The organism is Vulcanisaeta sp. (genome assembly GCF_049966235.1).
In the GTDB taxonomy this organism is placed as follows: Archaea; Thermoproteota; Thermoprotei; order Thermoproteales; family Thermocladiaceae; genus Vulcanisaeta; species Vulcanisaeta moutnovskia.
The window spans coordinates 38,036-53,956 of record NZ_JBMFVA010000008.1 but is presented as its reverse complement, the minus strand read 5'-3'; the positions used below and the strand labels follow the sequence as shown (position 1 = coordinate 53,956).

Genomic DNA, 15,921 nt, shown 5'->3' with positions numbered 1-15,921 from the left:
TATGCCTGCCGAGGAGGTTATTTTCCTCACGCTTCTTGAGGTTAGTATCCTGGTATTACTGGCTGACTTAGCAGGTAGTGTTCTCGCTAGGTATGGCTTTCCAAGGGTCGTGGCTGAGCTCCTTATAGGGCTTACCCTAAGCCCATACGCCCTGGGCTCCTTATTGAACGCGATACTCCACATGGAGTTGTTCACTATTAATGACTACCTATTATTCCTGACGAACCTCTCGGTGATACTACTATTATTTGCCTCGGGCCTTGAGCATGGCCTATCCACGCTTAGGGAGGGTGGTGTCTATGGCATATTAGCCGCAGTATTCGGCGCCATAGTCCCTTATACCCTGGTATACTGGGCCTTAGTGAGTATGGGTTTGCCGTTTGCGGAATCAACAATCATTGCCCTATCAACGGCGCCCACAAGCCTGGCGGTCGTTGCTGGGATCATAGAGCGCGAGGGCTTGACTGGGCTACCCAGCACTAAGGTTTTGATTACGGCTGCCTCCATTGATGATGTCGTTGCCCTAATACTCCTGTCCATGGCTACTGCGGTGATAGCCGCCGGTGTTTTTACATACGGCACCCTAATCACGGCAGTAAAGATCGTCATTCTCTGGGTACTGATATTCCTTCTTTCCGTTTTATTCATACCAAGGATCCTAAACAGGGTTGGTGAGGAGACCATTGTGTATGCATCCCTGGTTGTCCTCTTCGGCATCGTCCTCATAATGACAACGCTGGGCTTCTCCGAGGTCATTGCTGCGTTCATAGCCGGCGTTGCTGTTGCCGAGGGCAGGTTCTCGCAGAGGGTTAGGGAGACCGTGAACGTGCTACTCGCCATATTCGGCTCCATCTTCTTCATAGTCATGGGCCTCCAACTAAACTTCAAGTATATACTTAACATTGAGGTCTTGGTAATGGCTATCGTGGTCTCCCTCGCGGCAATCATTGGTAAGGTTATTGGTATATACCCATTCGCCTACCTAAGGCTTCGTGATAGCCGTGACTCAATAATCGTTAGTTACGGCATGATACCCAGGGGTGAGATGGGGCTTGTGGTGGCATCCATTGGCCTGAGTAGTGGGTTGATTACCATGGGTGATTTCGGAGTTATAATACTCATGGTGTTGATAACCACGATAATAGGCGCCGTAGTCTATAGGCGGGAGGCCTGCAGATTCAGGTCAGTGAGGACGCGCTAAACCCCTAATCACCGCATACTCATATAAAGCCCTCAATGCATTAGCCGCGGTCTCCAACCTATCATAAGTGGGCACGCCACCCTCCTCAAGCCTAGCCTTGAAGGTCCTAGCTTCCTCATTGGCGCTAATGCCATAAACAACTATTGGCTTGCCAAACCTCCTGACCTCAATTATGTAATCCGCGAGATTAGGCGTCATGCCAGGCAACTGCATTTGGGCTAGGATGAGCACCATGTCTATGTGATCCGTTGGTAGTACTGTATCTAGCACGAACTTATACATGGCGTCAGTGGCGCTACCCGTCAGATCAATAGGGTTTGCAGTGCTTGCGAATGGCGGTAATGACTTAGCCAGCGTGTTCCGTAGGTCTTGTGGTAGTTCAGGGACTACCAAGCCGACTGTCTCTACATTATCAACAGCCTGAACACCGGCCCCGCCACTATCTGTGATTACCAACACCCTGTTGCCCCTGGGCAGCGGCTGTGTTGCCAGGGCCTTGGCCACCTCGAGGGCATCCATTAGATTATTAACCTCTATTGCACCGGCTTGCCTAAGCATTGCCCTATAAATCTCGTAATTACCCGCAAGGGCGGCGGTGTGGGACTTAACGGCTCTACTCGAGGATTTCGACCTACCAGCCTTATAAACAATTATTGGCTTAATCCTGGTCACCCGCCTCATTACCTCAAGTAGTTTCCTGCCTTCATCTGCATATTTCAACCCCTCAATATACATAACCACAACCCTCACATCATCATTACTAGCCAATGCCTCAAGTAACTCAACCTCACTAATGTCCATTTTATTCCCGTAGTTTACGGCTAATCCAACGCCAATGTTCCTCCTGGCAGCCCAATCAAGGATTGCAGCCGCCACAGCACCGCTCTGACTTATGAGGGCTATTGGACCCGGCCTAGGTCTCTCCATCCTGACCTGTGGTATAAAGAATGTATCCAAGCCATTAAACGCATTATAGATACCAATGCAATTAGGGCCTAATATCCTAACCCTTCCCTGCGCCACCTCCTTAACCTCCCTCTCAAGCCTCGTGCCGTCCTCACCAACCTCACTAAAACCACCACTAATTATTACAGCAACCCTAACACCCTTAGCAACGCACTCACTCATTACCTTCGGTACTGTGGGCGCTGGCGTAACTATCACGGCCAAATCAACCTCATCAGGAATCTCAAGCACTGACCTGTAAACCCTATGACCAAGCAACTCATTATAACTTGGGTTGACCAGGTAGATCCTACCCCTGAACTTCGTAAGTAGGTTCCTGGTTATTACACCGCCTACACTCCCCTCCCTGGCCGTGGCGCCTATTATGGCTACTGACCTGGGATTAAGTAAGTAGTCGAGGCCTACACTCACGGATTGGTAATGACACTGGGCTTATTACGTATTACTCATTTGCATGGGTACTATATATACTGAAAACCAATCCTCCCTATTAATCACTATGCTATTATATGTATAGACATACTTAAGGGCTAGGTTTAGGTAGAGTAGTGATGGTAGTGATGAGGTCGGTGTTGCATTGCAGGTGTACCAAATGCCCAGTGGTGTCAATGTGCCGTTTATTGAGGATATGTTTATTACGAAGTACGTAAGTCCACTCGGCAGTACTGGTATTGGTTCGCTGACGTTGCACTTAACCTCACCAATTACCTGCTGCCCCAGGGATATTAGGTTAAAGCCCATAACCTCGGCACTACCCATTGGGGCCATTTGAAACACGTAGATCCCCAGTATCGGTTTTGATAGGTTTGTTATCACAGGCACTGCGTATATAATGCCTGAGTCCTGAGTTGTTAATTGGAATACACTGTTCTTTACTACGTCATACACCATCGCAGTGGTATTGAGGCTGTAGGCAACCCCAGACTTCGTTAGGTTGGCTAGGTTCCCTGGACTCCCAGTAATGCTTAGTCCTGGGGCTATGATGACTGTGTTATTCGGTTCCTGGTAAATCATTACCAGGAAGTATGAGCCACTGGGTATACTACTGCCTATGGTTATGTTTGTCCCAGTCCTTGGTATGTAAATGTTTAGTTCTTTTATTGGGAAGTTGAAGTTATTAGTACCAATAATAACAAGCAGGTTATTTCCAAAGCCCAGGTATGCATTTGCGGTTAGGTTTAGGTAGCCTGTCACTGTTGTTAGTGGTGATGGTATTGAGAGTATGAGGGTTAGGGATGCAATGAATCCCACGAGTATTATCAAACCACCAAGCATGTAGGCAGGTATTCCCCTCCTCATAACCAGTAATTACTATGGATTAGCCATAATATATAATTGCTTCGCATCATGAATTTGCGAACATTGACTCGCCTCTATCATTCACGAAACCTATCCTAATAACGTTATCAGCAATAGTCTCCAGGGCATCCACGTGTGATGTTATTATCACAGTCCTAACGCCATTACTCAGGCTCCTTATCCAGTCACCAACCCTACGCCTATGCTCCTCGTCCAGGTGCTCCGTGGGTTCATCAAGTATTAGTATTGGTATTAGGCCCATGACGACCCTGGCAATCGCATACCTAAGCATTAGGGAGACTAGGTTCCTCTCACCAATTGACAGTGCATCAATAGGTAGTACTACTCCATCATTCCTCTTCACTATTACGTCATAGTCCTCGTTAATCTCCATGAATGCGTATGAGGCCTTATGCATTAGTTCTTTCATCATTACATTCAACTCCTCATTAACCGAATCCAAGAACAATTTCCTAACCGTGGGCTTAACATCATCAAGGACCTGTTGAAGCCTACTGAGTGTGTCCATGGCGCCCACGTACTTACTCAACCCAGCCCTAACACTACCTATCTCCGAATCCCTACTCATCAATTCAGTCCTTAGCCTCTCAATCCTATCCCTAAGGGTATTGACCTTACCCCTTAACTCACCAACCTCCCTCATCAATGAATCCCTCCTTGAACTTAGCTCCCTAATCCTCGCCCTAACATCCCCAAGCTCCTTAACTTTATCCTCCAACTCCTTAATCCTCACCTCAACATTAGTCCTCTCTCCACGCACGCTCAACAATCTAGCCTCACCATCCCTAATCCTCCTCTCCAATTCCTCAATACTCGACAACCTACCCCTTAACTCAGCAAGCTCCACCTTAGCCCTACCCAGCCCATCGAGCTCCCTATTCAACTTGTTCAGCTCATCCTCAATGGACCTCAACTCACTCCTTAAGGATTCCTCATTATAATTACTGATTTTCGCCAATTCCTCGAGAAGTGAATTCCTCCTCCTACGTAGATCCTCAAGGGAAGCCTTAATGACACTCTCCTTACTAACCTCACCCTCAATACCCCTCAACTCAGTCTCCAACCTACTTAACTCCTCATACTCATTACTTAACCTGCCCAACCTCATCATTAACTCCTCCCTCCTCCTACCCAACTCCCTCAACCTAGCCTCCCTACTTGCAACTAGTTCCTGTGCCGAATCCCTACTCAATGGCCTACCACATAGTGGGCATTTCTCGACTTGACCACCCCTGAGCAGGTTTAGTTCTAGTTCAATGTGTTCAATCTCAGCATTAACCCTAGCCAACTCCTCCCTTACATTATTAATCTCGACATCTATCGATGACCTCCTCATCAATTTCCTCCTTAACTCCTCGGCTTTAGTCTTAAGCTCGTTAATTCTATCCAACTCATTATTCAACTCCTTAACACTGGCATCAATACTACTCAACTCCCTATTAACTTCCTCAATTCTCTGCCTATAGCCCTGGGCAAGCGTTAATCTTGCCTTAACATCATCACGCCTCCTCCTCAATTCCTCAAGCTTTTTCCTTAACTCATCCTCCTTTGATATTACGGACTCTAACTCAGAGGCTCGTGCCCTCAACTTACCTAATTGATCAAGGTTCTTCCTTAATTCATTTAATTCGTTGGTTATTTTCAATTCTTCCTCACTAAGCATGGATAGCCTCTGCCTTAATTCCGAGTACTCATTCTCCAGCCTCTCTAGTTCCTGCTCCCTAGCGGTTAATTTATTCAATTCATCCTCAATAACCTTAAGCTCAGCCTCCCTATTACTAAGGACGCCTGCGGAATCCGAAACCTCCCTCTCGAGTCTCATTAACTCCTCCCTCCTACTATTTAATTCACGCTCGAGTACCTCAAGCCTACCCCTCAATCCCTCCACAATACTCGTCACCGCCTTAAAACCCTCCCTAACCACGTCCTGCCTAGCCCTCTCAATGGCATCAAGCCTGAGCAGGGTATCAAGCTTAAACTCACCCCTTCTACCGCTCCTAAGTATCTCCCTAATCTCCCCCTGTCTGACGTAGAGGAGTTCCGAGAATGTCTCCATGTCTATACCCACGGTCTTAACCACAAACTGCGTGGCCTCCCTATCCCTAGCCGCAACTCTCCTGCCACCCTCATCGAGTATGTAGGTCTGGGACTCAATGGTCTTCTCGGTACTGAAGGCCCTCTGGATCAGGTACTTATGCCCATCGATACCCAGGTACTCAACGCGAATAATCGCACTGGATGCACCGCGCCTGACTAGGTCACCCAGCCTGTACTTACCCCTGACCCATTCTGAGCCGTATAGGGCTATGGCTATTGCCTCCAGTATGCTCGTCTTACCTGACCCATTCGGTCCATGTATGAAGTTAATACCCTCAGTAATGACTGCCTTACCTCTAATTATCGACCTAAAGTTTTCAATTTCTACCCTGGTAATCACTTCGAAGCACCCAGCCAGTCAGTTATTGACTTACCGCCCCTAAGCGGTACGCCGACCACGCCCTCAAGCGTTTTAAGAGCGCCATCCTCATCATCCACCCTAACTCTCTCAATAATGTCCATTAATGTATTCACCAACTCCTCATTACCCAACCTTGACCTTAGGGCTTGCCTAATGATTTCGTTAATACCACCAAATACCTTAACGGGTCTCTCACTGACCTGCCTCTCTAGGCTTAGCCTAATGTCGACCCAAGCCTTCGTGAAGAGTTTCCTAAGTTCAATAGCATTGAAATCCCTCGTGGAGTACCCACTGGCTACTTTACCCTCAATCTCCAGGATCACCAAAGAACCCCTCTGATCCATATTACTGGCTATGTAGGATACATCACCCCTAACGGCACTGGGCTTGGCCTCATCATACCTAAGCCTAACCCTCACGAGCCTCCTTGATACACCTAACCTAACGCTACTGACCTTCACACCATTACCACCAACATCAAGCAATAGGAAGCCCTTTGGATCTATGTCCTTGGCCTTCCTAAGCCTGCCATCAGCGTACTCATAAACCTCGAACTCCCTGGCATCCCAAACCTCCAACGAGCCTGGGTAAACAGCGTTAATCCTCGGATGCCTAAGTCCATGCTCATGTATATGCCCCACAGCGAAGTAGTCAATGCCCAACTGAGCCAGTGGCTTTTCATTAATCATGAATACATCGACATTGGGCATTGGGTATATGTACGGTGCACCCTCAATGTATTGGTGAATAACGGCTATGTTAATGCCATTACCCCTCAGGGCATTTAGTGAGTTAATTAACTTACTCTGCATGTCGGTGTATACCGTGCCGACACCAATCACCCTAACACCGCCAAGATCTACGTAGTCATTGTCCAGGTATTGGATTAGACCCATCTGGTGAAGCACGGCAAGTGGGTTCTCAATGGAGTTTATGACTGATGAGTCATGATTACCCCTAATGGCTATGACCTTAATACCCACCTCCCTAAGCCTTGTTAATCCCCTAATCGCCGTTATGTAAATACTTGGTGATGGTCTCTGCGTGTCGAAGAAGTCACCACTAATAATCACGGTATCCACCCCCCTCTCCTCCCTAAGCTGGGTGAGCCTATCAACTGCGTTCAGGAATGCCCTGTTATAATCCTCAAGTCTCTCCTCTAGCCCGTACTGACGATGACCGAGGTGTATATCGGCTAATTGCGCAATTAGCATTCTAATCAACCCTCAGCAATCCATCCTTAATTGCTTTTGCTGTTAGTGCTATTACGTGTGGGCATGGTTCGTATGATGCACCGCATGCCTCACAACTCCAGGAGTTTTCGTTAAGCCTAACCTCAACATGGGCATCGCTGACTCTACCGCTGAGGACGCCAGTATCCATGTCTACGTCACTAACCTCATTAATTAATGGAACAGCCTCAAGCACGTTCCTTGCACTGACCTTGGTGCTTAGGGCCTTCTCGACCTCTCTCCTCAATTCCTCAATGTTTAAATCACTTTGAATGGTCCACGCCTCGCTTAGGTCTATGTCCGAGCCTCCATAATCAAGTATCCTATCCCTAAGCCTAATCACGAGTGGTAGTGGTGTTACTGGGCCAACAACGATACCCTCACCAACATCAAGCATTGGTATTAAACGCCCAAGCTCCTCGTTAAGAACCTCACTGGCGCTGAGCACCGCCATTATGTCCCTCTGATTAACAAGCCTTAGTATTATTTGACTATTGCATTGACTGAGTACGTCTGGATCAACCTTCGATGGTCTCTGGGTTATGACGACCAGGTAGACACCGAACTTACGCCCTTCACCAGCAATCCTGGAAATAATGCCCAAACTAAGCGTTGACCCAATGGACCTGGGCTGGGCAAACCTATGTGCCTCCTCAAGAATAATCACCAGGGGAAATGGATACTTAGGTCCAGGTAGGTTTCTTACTTGGTTTACCCTAGCCCTAAACACCCTACTCAGTATGTGGTAGACCACGTGGTCCTGAACCTCATCACTCAAGCCAGCTAGGTTCATTATGGTTACTGACCCAGGCCTAAGGACTTCACCCAATGGTAATGACCAATGGGTGTATAGGCCAATCCTCCTCAGCCTCCTTAGATAGACTCTCGCGCTTACCAGGAGTGACTTCTTGGTCTTACTATCTATTAAGTCCTTTAGTTCATTCAATACCTTCTCAGCCTTTCTCCTACCCTCATCATTAAGTGATACGTTCAAACGCCTTATTACTCGTTCAATGTTTACGTTGGTTCCATGATCAAGCACATCATTGATAATCTTAATCATAGTATCAAGAGTACCCAAACGCTTAATACCACTGTACTTAACAATAATCCTTGTTAATGAGTGAACTAAGTAGATTACGTACCTAATCTTCGATGCGCCTCTCGGTACACCAGCCACGTCAGCCAGTACGTCAGGCCGCACCCTCATTGCATTTATCTTATATCTCAAGTCGCCTATGTTGCCCTCGGATGCCGTGATTATTACTACCTTATCAAGGAATTGGGGACCTAGTTTCGATATGCTATTCTTTATGTGTACGTACTCACCGTGTGGGTCAATAACGAGTATTGTCGCACCCTTCCTAAGCAATTCCTCAATTAGTATTACTGAGGACCATGTCTTTCCAGAGCCTGTGGACGCTATTATGGCTAGGTGTCTCCTAAGGCCGTTCATGTCTATGCAGTAGGGTACGTCGGACCTGAGGGATAGCCTACCAATGCATAGGGCTCTTTTTGGGTCAACCTTCACGAATTCACTAACCATGCTTGTGTCGGCTAGGTACACGGGTGTACCCACGGCTGGGGTTGTCCTGGGCATGTATATCTTGTCTCCATACTTATAGCCGAGCACCATAACCCTGGCTTGAACGACCTCAACAATGCTGTCCCTGGGCATGTCCTCAAGGACGTCGGCAACATAACCATCAACACCAATCCTATAGGGTTCGCGCCTTATCCATAGTATTTGCCCAAGTACGTTAACGCTAACTTCCTTATCATTGACGTAATCCCTCATGGGTATGTATACATAGTCATAACGATTAACACCACTATTCCTCTTTATGGACACTATATACACCAATGGGCTTTCCACATTCACAATGAAGCCAACCTCATTAGCCATGACTAAGCACCACCTCTTCGATTTAGAGGGTATTTAATATGATGCTGACAGGACTTGAGCAGACCAGGGCAAAACTTTCGGTTTAATGATGAAATTAAACCCATTACCTTAATGAGATGACCCCTCCCTCGCTCTTAAAGGGATAGAATTCTTACCCTGGAGGTCTGATGTGTTGGTCCTCTGGTGGGGCTTAGTGGTTTAACACCGTTGGTTGTTACGTGGTGGCTCATTATCCTAGGCCTTAGCATAGTATTAAGCCTAACCATCCTAGCGGACTGAACATCCCAGCGGGTATTGCGGTGGTATGTCGAGCTATCAGCCCATTTTAGGCATTAATCCGCCCAAACCCTCTTAGTGCGGGTTGATGGGGTAATTAACGCTTTGATTAAAACCATTAAGCAAGTTCACCAAACTAATCCCAACACTACACTGCATTATGAGTACAATGTGAATATGAAGAAACTAGAGAGAAGAGTGTATGCATGATAGTCTTTGAAGACTACGCATAGCCCTAAAGGGCGAGGCTTTCGGTTGTAATACCATATAAAGGCCGGGTATTTACCTTAATATGAATGTTGAGTGGTGTGAGGTTTCGATGCCTTAGGTGTGGTTACATAGGACCTAGCAACAATTCACTTTGTCCCAGGTGTGGTTTTCCATTGGTGATGGAGCCGAGGAGTTTCCTTAAGATTGATAGGGGAAAGCCGAGTATCCTTAGGTATGCGTCGGCGTTGAATTATGGCAGTAGGGTTGTTACGCTTGGTGAGGGTTTTACGAGGATTAGGAGGGTTAATGGTGTGTTGATTAAGGATGAGTCAAGGAACCCAACAGGTTCATTCATGGATAGGGGCTCATCAGTATTCATTAGTAATGTAACAAGTGATGAGGTTAGGGTTTCCTTTGAGGAGGATTTCACGCTATCGCTTGCCACCTATGCGAATACCGCGGGAATTAGGACTAGGGTCTACGTAAATCCCAATGTACCTGGCGCCTACCCAGAGTTACTCAGATTGTCAACAATGAGGGGTGTAATCATTGAGTTTAGGGAGGGTGGTCAGGACCTAGATGTGCATTACGGTGAGCCCTTGTTCCTTGAGGGTATTAAGACAATTGCCTATGAGTTGTATGAGCAGGTTGGTGAGGTTGGGGGTGTCGTCTTACCCATGGAGAGGGGTTACCTGGCTCTTGCGGTTTATGAGGGTTTTAGGGAATTACTTGAGTGGGGTTTCATTGGTGATTTACCAAGTTTCATACTCGTTAAGCATAGGTTTGGTCAGGTCACTGATATTGGTTATTGGCTAGTTAGGAATGCAGGGGCTAAGTTAGTTGATGTTGGTGATGAGGAGACTATAAGGTCTATGGTTGAGTTGGCGAGGAGTGGTCTGTATGTTAAGCCTGTGTCGGCTATGGCGTATGTGGCCGCCGCCTCCCTGGGCAGGGACTATGTTGTCGTTATTACGGGTACTGGATTGAAGGAATATAGGGTTAGTAGGGAGTTGGGTAGTTTAACTAGGCTTCAGGAGGCCGTATTGAGGGTTTTGGAGGGTTCTGGGCCATTAACGGCTTACCAGGTCTGGGAGAGGTTGAGAGATGTGGCCACGGTTCAGGGGGTTTATAAGGCGCTGAACTCACTTGTTAAAAGGGGTTTGGTTTCCTTTGATTATGAGATTTACGGTAGTAGGAAGGTTAGGGTTTTTCGTGCATTATCGAATTATAGATAATTAAGGATAATTATTAATAATGGATTAGTTGGTCTGTGAATTTTACGGTGAATAAGAATTATAAATATTAAATAATAATGAAATAATGTAGGTAATGCATATGATGATTGAGAAGTTACCATCAACCTACGCATCAATACTTAATGCGCTTGTTGAGCTCTACATGATGTCTAAGAGACCCGTTAAGTCTAGGGACATTGCCGAGAAGCTCAGTATTAATGAGGGGACTGTCAGGAACTCGATGGTTGCACTGAGAGCCATGGGCTACATAGAGTCTAAGACTGGGCCCTACGGTGGTTATGTACCAACTCAAAAGGCCCTTGAGTATGTTAAGATGCCCACCAACACGGTCTTTGCCCTGGACATAGCCCCAATAACAATTAATAAGTTGTCCACCAACCTCTATGTGACTGGTATCGAGCTTCTTGACGTCATCAACCCATTCAGTAATAGGGCGCTTGTGAGGGTTATTGGGGATATGAAGAATATTAGGATTGGTGATAATGTTAGGATTGGGCCTACGGCGAATAGTAGGGTCATAATTGAGGGCGTGATTACGGAGAAGAATGAGGGATTGAGGGAATTGGTGGTGGCCATTAACAAGTTGATAGCGATACCCAAGGTTAAGGTTGATGCATTGATGAGTAAGAACGTGATAACCATAAAACATGACTCACTACTTAAGGATGCAGCCAAGGTCTTTGCTGAGAAGAAGATTAGGGCTTTGCCTATTATTGATGATGAGGGTAGGATAGTTGGTTTAATAACCACGAGCGAAATAGCCAAGGCTTACTATGAGGGTAACCTAAACGCTAAGGTTGGGGATTACGCGAGGAGGGATGTACCCACCATTGATAAGGAGGCTGATTTATATGATGCGATGAGACTCATGACCGTTAACAAGATTGGTAGGTTAATAGTGGTTAGCGGCGGTAAGCCCGTTGGAATAATAACTAGGACCGACATCCTACAGTACCTGGCATCGCTTGATTAATATATTTAAACATGGTAAAAGCCAACCCATGTATTAAGTTGATTAGACTTTGCGATATTTGCGAGGAGAAGCCCGCAGTGACTAGGTGCCGTATTTGCGGTAGGTATGTGTGTAGTGACGACTTTGATCACTCAATTAACGCATGTAAGGCCTGCTCAGCAACCCTGTGCCAGGTATGCCGTGAGAGGCTCGCCGTTGGGCATTGCGCCAGGTGCGGTAGGTTGGTTTGTAGGAGGGATAGTGTTAGGGTTGGCCTTAGTAGGTATTGTATTGATTGTGCCAGGGAGTTGGGTATAATTAATGAAGTTAAACATAAATAAAGGTGTCCAGTCATGGTTAATTAATGAGCGAGAGCAAGCCAAGTGAGGGTAAACCAGCGCGGAAGTTGTTAATACCAGGTTTCCTAACGCCAAGTGGCATTAAGCCTGAGGAGAAGAGGGAGAGGCGTGAGAGGAGGTTGAGGATTAGGCGTAGGAATGATGTGGATGAGGGTAAGGCTAAGATGAACCCTGATGTGATGAGGGAACTCGAGATAACGGATAGAGTGGAGGTGGTGCTTGTTGGTGGTGGCTCTAGGGAGAGGAAGTACGTGTTCGCGGTAGTACCCAGTGAGGATGTGCCGAGGAATGAGGTTTGGTGCAATGAGGAGGAGATGAGGAGGTTGGGCGTTGCTGATATGAGCATAGCCACAGTTAGGGCTCCAAGGGAATGAGTAATTAATGGATTACTTATGGATAGATGGGGTTTGGTTTTTAATAGTCCCCTATATAGTCATGATGTGTTCAAGGGTTATTTAATAGGTAGTGCTGTGGTTGTTACGGACATTAATGAGGCTAGGAAGCTTTACTCAATGGGTTTTTATGGGAAGTTCGTTAATGAGGATAAGGTTAAGCTCAGTGAGGTTAATAACGTTAATTCACCACTGCAACTATCAATTATTGAGGCCCTGTATCTAGTGGATAAGGGATTCCTGGAGGTTTTTGATTGTAATGGTAATAAACTCACGAGGGATGACTTGGTTAAGGTTGGTCATAATACCGTGACTAACTTCGACCAGGTATACACTATTTATAGAGAGTTAAGGGATGGGGGCTTCGTCGTAAAGAGCGGGCTTAAGTTTGGTTCATTATTCGCTGTTTACGAAAGAGGACCAGGGATTGACCACGCGCCAGTCCTGTTGCACTTCATTGAGCCGAGGAGGGCTGTCAGTGCCCTCGATATAACGAGAGCCGCAAGGCTTAGTCACAGTGTTAATAAGAGGTTTGTCCTGGCAACGCAGAGCGAGGTTGATGGTAAGATGCACTACGTGGCCTTCGAATGGTGGAGGGCTTGATTAATTCCATTAATGCACTGGCATTTATTGGCTATTTTGTATATTCAATGAAACATTTATTAAATATAATACTAAATAACATAATGTATGGGTACCCAGGAGGATATTAAATCCGCAGGTACCTTGGGATTTGTTGGTTCAATACTCATGTTCATACCCTACGTGAGCATAATTGGCGATATACTGGTACTCATAGCACTTAATAAGTTATCTAAGGCCTATGGGAATAATGCTATTTGGAGCAATGCTCTTTATGCATTGGTAACGGCCATCATTGGTGGTATAATCCTAGCATTCGCATTTGCCGGTACGGCATACCTATCATTAATTTACCTAGGTCCAAGTGCATTGAGCAGGCTTGGCATGTTTATTGTGGTTTTCGTGGTTTTCTACATAATTATATTAATAAGTGGTTTATTCATGAGGAATGCATATAATGAGTTAAGTAGGTCCAGTGGTGTTGAGGACTTTGGTAGTGCAGCTAGGTGGTATTGGCTTGGTGCAATATTAACAATAATCATTGTCGGCTTCATACTATACATAGTGGCCGACATATATGCACTACTTGGTTATAGTAAGTTAAGGGGTTAATGGCGTCTCATTAATCGCACAGCAGTTAATACCATGGTGAGTATTACGGCGAGTATTAATGCAATACTGTAATACCCAATTTGCGGCGCCTCGGCAATACACATAACACTAATTGGTATGAGTAATTCCTGGGTTACTCCATAGGAATTTGTTACGCTTCTTAATTCCTGATCACCGCACTTAATGATGACTTGAGTAAAGGGTTCGGGTAAGCCTAGGGAATCCCTAATGCTTAATTCCATGTACTCGGCATTAAGTACTGCAGTGTTGTTTGCGCCACTTATCACGAGTGGTGATCTTAACCCGTAAATAAAGCCGTTAATACTCACGTTAGTTATTTCCTCACCATACTTAATCCATCCAAGGTTCTTTATCCCAATATAGGACCCATTGGCCGTGTATAGGATCAATGATGCATTGTACTCCCTGATCCAATTAATGATTGCCATAACAGGCCTATCCATGAGTAGGATTAATGTGTTATTCGTGATTACGTAGTGAGTGGCATTTGTGGTGAATCCAGTGAATATGAGTCTCGTATTATTACTGAAGTAAATGATTGTATAAGGCACGGTAATATTCACTATGCTATCCTCATTATACCAACCACTCAAGTTAGTGAGTATGTTTGCCTCATCAATTATGTCAAGCCTATAGTACTTGACCCATAGGTAATTGACTACGTATGATTGGTTCATAATCAGTGAGAATTCCGTGGAATTAACATATTCGTCATTAATGAGTAGACCTGCGAGGCTAAGTAACGTATTATTTCCTAGGTAGATATTCCGTGGTGTGGTTATAATTACCCTGGAGTCTATGGGTAATGGTAATACTGTGGATACAATACTTTGATTATTAACTAGGTAATTACTGAGGATGAGAAACGCCAGGTAATCAGCATTGTTTAATGGACCGAGGTACTCATCACCGGTGGTTATGCCCACGGTACCAGGGGCAATGGCGTAAGCCCTGGCATTGATTATGGTCTCGCCAGTATCACTACCGAAGCTCCAAGCGCTTGGTACAGGCAGTAAATCGCCATTAAGTCCCTGGTAATAAAGGGAGAGGGTTGCATTCAATTCATTGGTTAAGACCATCGCGCCGCATCCGGGGCCACTAATGACGAATTCAGTATCAATTAGGTAACCAAGTGGTGAGTATTCGGACCCATTAACGACGAGGTATGGACCCCATGAAGGGGTAATTAGGAAGGTCACGTTATCAACAAGCGTATTAACGCCATTCATTGAGTAACCAAGGAGTACCTCGGGAAAGCCATCAATGGTCTTATTACTAGTTATCGTTAGATTCACGGTAAGTGGCGCCTCATACTGAACCCAATTACCCATGTACGCATAGACCTCATTATTCATTACAGAGCCACGTCCAACAATGAATAACGGGTTCATAACTAACTCGGTACTGCTCATGTTCCATACATTAACAAGTGGAGCCATTAAGTCATCCATGGGGTCTATTATTAGGACGTCTTGAACCCAGTAATACTGTGTTTGATTATTAATCATCATTTCAAGCACAGCATTTAACTGCAGAGAGAATGAGTTAGGTGGTAGTGAGGAGCAATTAGTTAGTGATTGAACGCTCGCGCTCATTATCTTGGCCTCACCAATGAACTCACCGGTTGTGTATGAGTACGGTATATAACCAAGTTGTGAGGGTGCTAATCCATAATCAACAATACCAATTGGCGCGTTAATGAATGGTGTTGAGTAGTGGCGCGTTATGGCGAGTATCGCCTGGGCAGTTAATGAACCATTATTAATAACAACAATGTAATACTCACCACTGGGTAGCTCAATAGTTATGTTGAGTACTTGCCCGTAATATGCAAATAACGGCTTAGCCGTGGTGCCCACCCTCAACTCCTCATAGCCCTGACTACTAAGTACTAGTAGTAATACGTTATTATTCGACCTTAGGTAAATCCCCATTGGTCCAGGTCCATAGGCGCTCACTGAGTAATACGTGCCTGGTGCAATAATTAGTATGTACGTACCTGACCCAATCAAGTGATTATAAATAACCGCGTAATTAATGGGGTATGTGTAAATTCCATAATTGTTAGTTAATGGGTTGACCTGGTGATAGGTTGTGCCATTAAGCATCGCCACGAGTATTGTCAGGAGTACTGGCAATAGGCTAGGCACGGTGTGTTAATTACTGTGCGGACTTAAA

General features: G+C 45.7%; 13 protein-coding genes. 7 read left to right on the top strand and 6 right to left on the bottom strand.

What is annotated here, in order from left to right:
• Position 1: 1 nt before the first annotated feature.
• Positions 2-1,201: a cation:proton antiporter gene (locus tag ACP5L5_RS06520; RefSeq protein WP_428762489.1), complete on the top strand. Its 1,200-nt coding sequence runs from the start codon at positions 2-4 to the stop codon at positions 1,199-1,201.
• On the opposite strand, the gene ACP5L5_RS06515 is transcribed toward ACP5L5_RS06520, so the two are convergent.
• Genes ACP5L5_RS06515 through ACP5L5_RS06495 form a run of 5 tightly spaced genes read right to left on the bottom strand, consistent with a single transcriptional unit; the run spans position 1,184 to position 9,083 of the window.
• Positions 1,184-2,578 (bottom strand): acetate--CoA ligase family protein, encoded by a 1,395-nt coding sequence (locus ACP5L5_RS06515; protein WP_428762487.1) that lies wholly within the window; start codon positions 2,576-2,578, stop codon positions 1,184-1,186. The two genes, ACP5L5_RS06520 and ACP5L5_RS06515, sit on opposite strands and share 18 nt — an antisense overlap.
• Before the next feature lie 24 nt (positions 2,579-2,602).
• Complete coding sequence (locus tag ACP5L5_RS06510) at positions 2,603-3,466, bottom strand: hypothetical protein (RefSeq protein ID WP_428762486.1); 864 nt, start codon at positions 3,464-3,466, stop codon at positions 2,603-2,605.
• A gap of 46 nt (positions 3,467-3,512) precedes the next feature.
• A complete protein-coding gene (locus tag ACP5L5_RS06505) occupies positions 3,513-5,924 on the bottom strand; it encodes an AAA family ATPase (RefSeq protein WP_428762484.1) in 2,412 nt (803 codons plus the stop codon).
• A complete protein-coding gene (locus ACP5L5_RS06500) occupies positions 5,921-7,159 on the bottom strand; it encodes a DNA repair exonuclease (protein WP_428762482.1) in 1,239 nt (412 codons plus the stop codon). The genes ACP5L5_RS06505 and ACP5L5_RS06500 overlap by 4 nt, the downstream gene beginning before the upstream one ends.
• Position 7,160: 1 nt before the next feature.
• Complete coding sequence (locus ACP5L5_RS06495) at positions 7,161-9,083, bottom strand: ATP-binding protein (protein WP_428762480.1); 1,923 nt, start codon at positions 9,081-9,083, stop codon at positions 7,161-7,163.
• Between the two features lie 572 nt (positions 9,084-9,655).
• Between ACP5L5_RS06495 and ACP5L5_RS06490 the strand changes: the two genes are divergently transcribed.
• From ACP5L5_RS06490 to ACP5L5_RS06465, 6 genes are all read left to right on the top strand, one after another.
• Positions 9,656-10,804, top strand: a complete 1,149-nt coding sequence (locus ACP5L5_RS06490) for a pyridoxal-phosphate dependent enzyme (protein ID WP_428762478.1) — start codon at positions 9,656-9,658, stop codon at positions 10,802-10,804.
• A 100-nt stretch (positions 10,805-10,904) separates the two neighbouring features.
• Positions 10,905-11,798 carry a CBS domain-containing protein gene (locus ACP5L5_RS06485; RefSeq protein WP_428762476.1) on the top strand — a complete coding sequence of 298 codons (894 nt, stop codon included), beginning with the start codon at positions 10,905-10,907 and terminating at the stop codon, positions 11,796-11,798.
• 38 nt (positions 11,799-11,836) lie between these two features.
• Positions 11,837-12,118, top strand: coding sequence for a hypothetical protein (locus ACP5L5_RS06480; protein WP_273304524.1), 282 nt, complete (start codon positions 11,837-11,839; stop codon positions 12,116-12,118).
• A 23-nt stretch (positions 12,119-12,141) separates the two neighbouring features.
• A complete protein-coding gene (locus ACP5L5_RS06475; RefSeq protein ID WP_013604815.1) occupies positions 12,142-12,510 on the top strand; it encodes a hypothetical protein in 369 nt (122 codons plus the stop codon).
• An 18-nt stretch (positions 12,511-12,528) separates the two neighbouring features.
• Entirely contained in the window at positions 12,529-13,131 is a 603-nt protein-coding gene (gene endA / locus ACP5L5_RS06470) for a tRNA-intron lyase (protein WP_428762474.1), read from the top strand.
• Positions 13,132-13,218: 87 nt separating this feature from the next.
• The gene (locus ACP5L5_RS06465; RefSeq protein WP_428762473.1) at positions 13,219-13,722 is read left to right on the top strand and encodes a DUF996 domain-containing protein; all 504 of its coding nucleotides are present in this window, start codon (positions 13,219-13,221) and stop codon (positions 13,720-13,722) included.
• Here ACP5L5_RS06465 and ACP5L5_RS06460 read toward each other — a convergent pair.
• Positions 13,719-15,893, bottom strand: a complete 2,175-nt coding sequence (locus ACP5L5_RS06460; protein ID WP_428762472.1) for a thermopsin — start codon at positions 15,891-15,893, stop codon at positions 13,719-13,721. The two genes, ACP5L5_RS06465 and ACP5L5_RS06460, sit on opposite strands and share 4 nt — an antisense overlap.
• Between the last annotated feature and the right edge of the window lie 28 nt (positions 15,894-15,921).

Bases quoted from the DNA above. Each gene is read 5' to 3' on its own strand.
- ACP5L5_RS06520 (WP_428762489.1), top strand. From the start codon at position 2: ATGCCTGCCGAGGAGGTTATTTTCCTCACGCTTCTTGAGGTTAGTATC.
- ACP5L5_RS06510 (WP_428762486.1), bottom strand. From the start codon at position 3,466: ATGAGGAGGGGAATACCTGCCTACATGCTTGGTGGTTTGATAATACTC.
- ACP5L5_RS06500 (WP_428762482.1), bottom strand. From the start codon at position 7,159: ATGCTAATTGCGCAATTAGCCGATATACACCTCGGTCATCGTCAGTAC.
- ACP5L5_RS06495 (WP_428762480.1), bottom strand. From the start codon at position 9,083: ATGGCTAATGAGGTTGGCTTCATTGTGAATGTGGAAAGCCCATTGGTG.
- ACP5L5_RS06490 (WP_428762478.1), top strand. From the start codon at position 9,656: ATGTTGAGTGGTGTGAGGTTTCGATGCCTTAGGTGTGGTTACATAGGA.
- ACP5L5_RS06485 (WP_428762476.1), top strand. From the start codon at position 10,905: ATGATGATTGAGAAGTTACCATCAACCTACGCATCAATACTTAATGCG.
- ACP5L5_RS06475 (WP_013604815.1), top strand. From the start codon at position 12,142: ATGAGCGAGAGCAAGCCAAGTGAGGGTAAACCAGCGCGGAAGTTGTTA.
- endA (WP_428762474.1), top strand. From the start codon at position 12,529: ATGGATAGATGGGGTTTGGTTTTTAATAGTCCCCTATATAGTCATGAT.
- ACP5L5_RS06465 (WP_428762473.1), top strand. From the start codon at position 13,219: ATGGGTACCCAGGAGGATATTAAATCCGCAGGTACCTTGGGATTTGTT.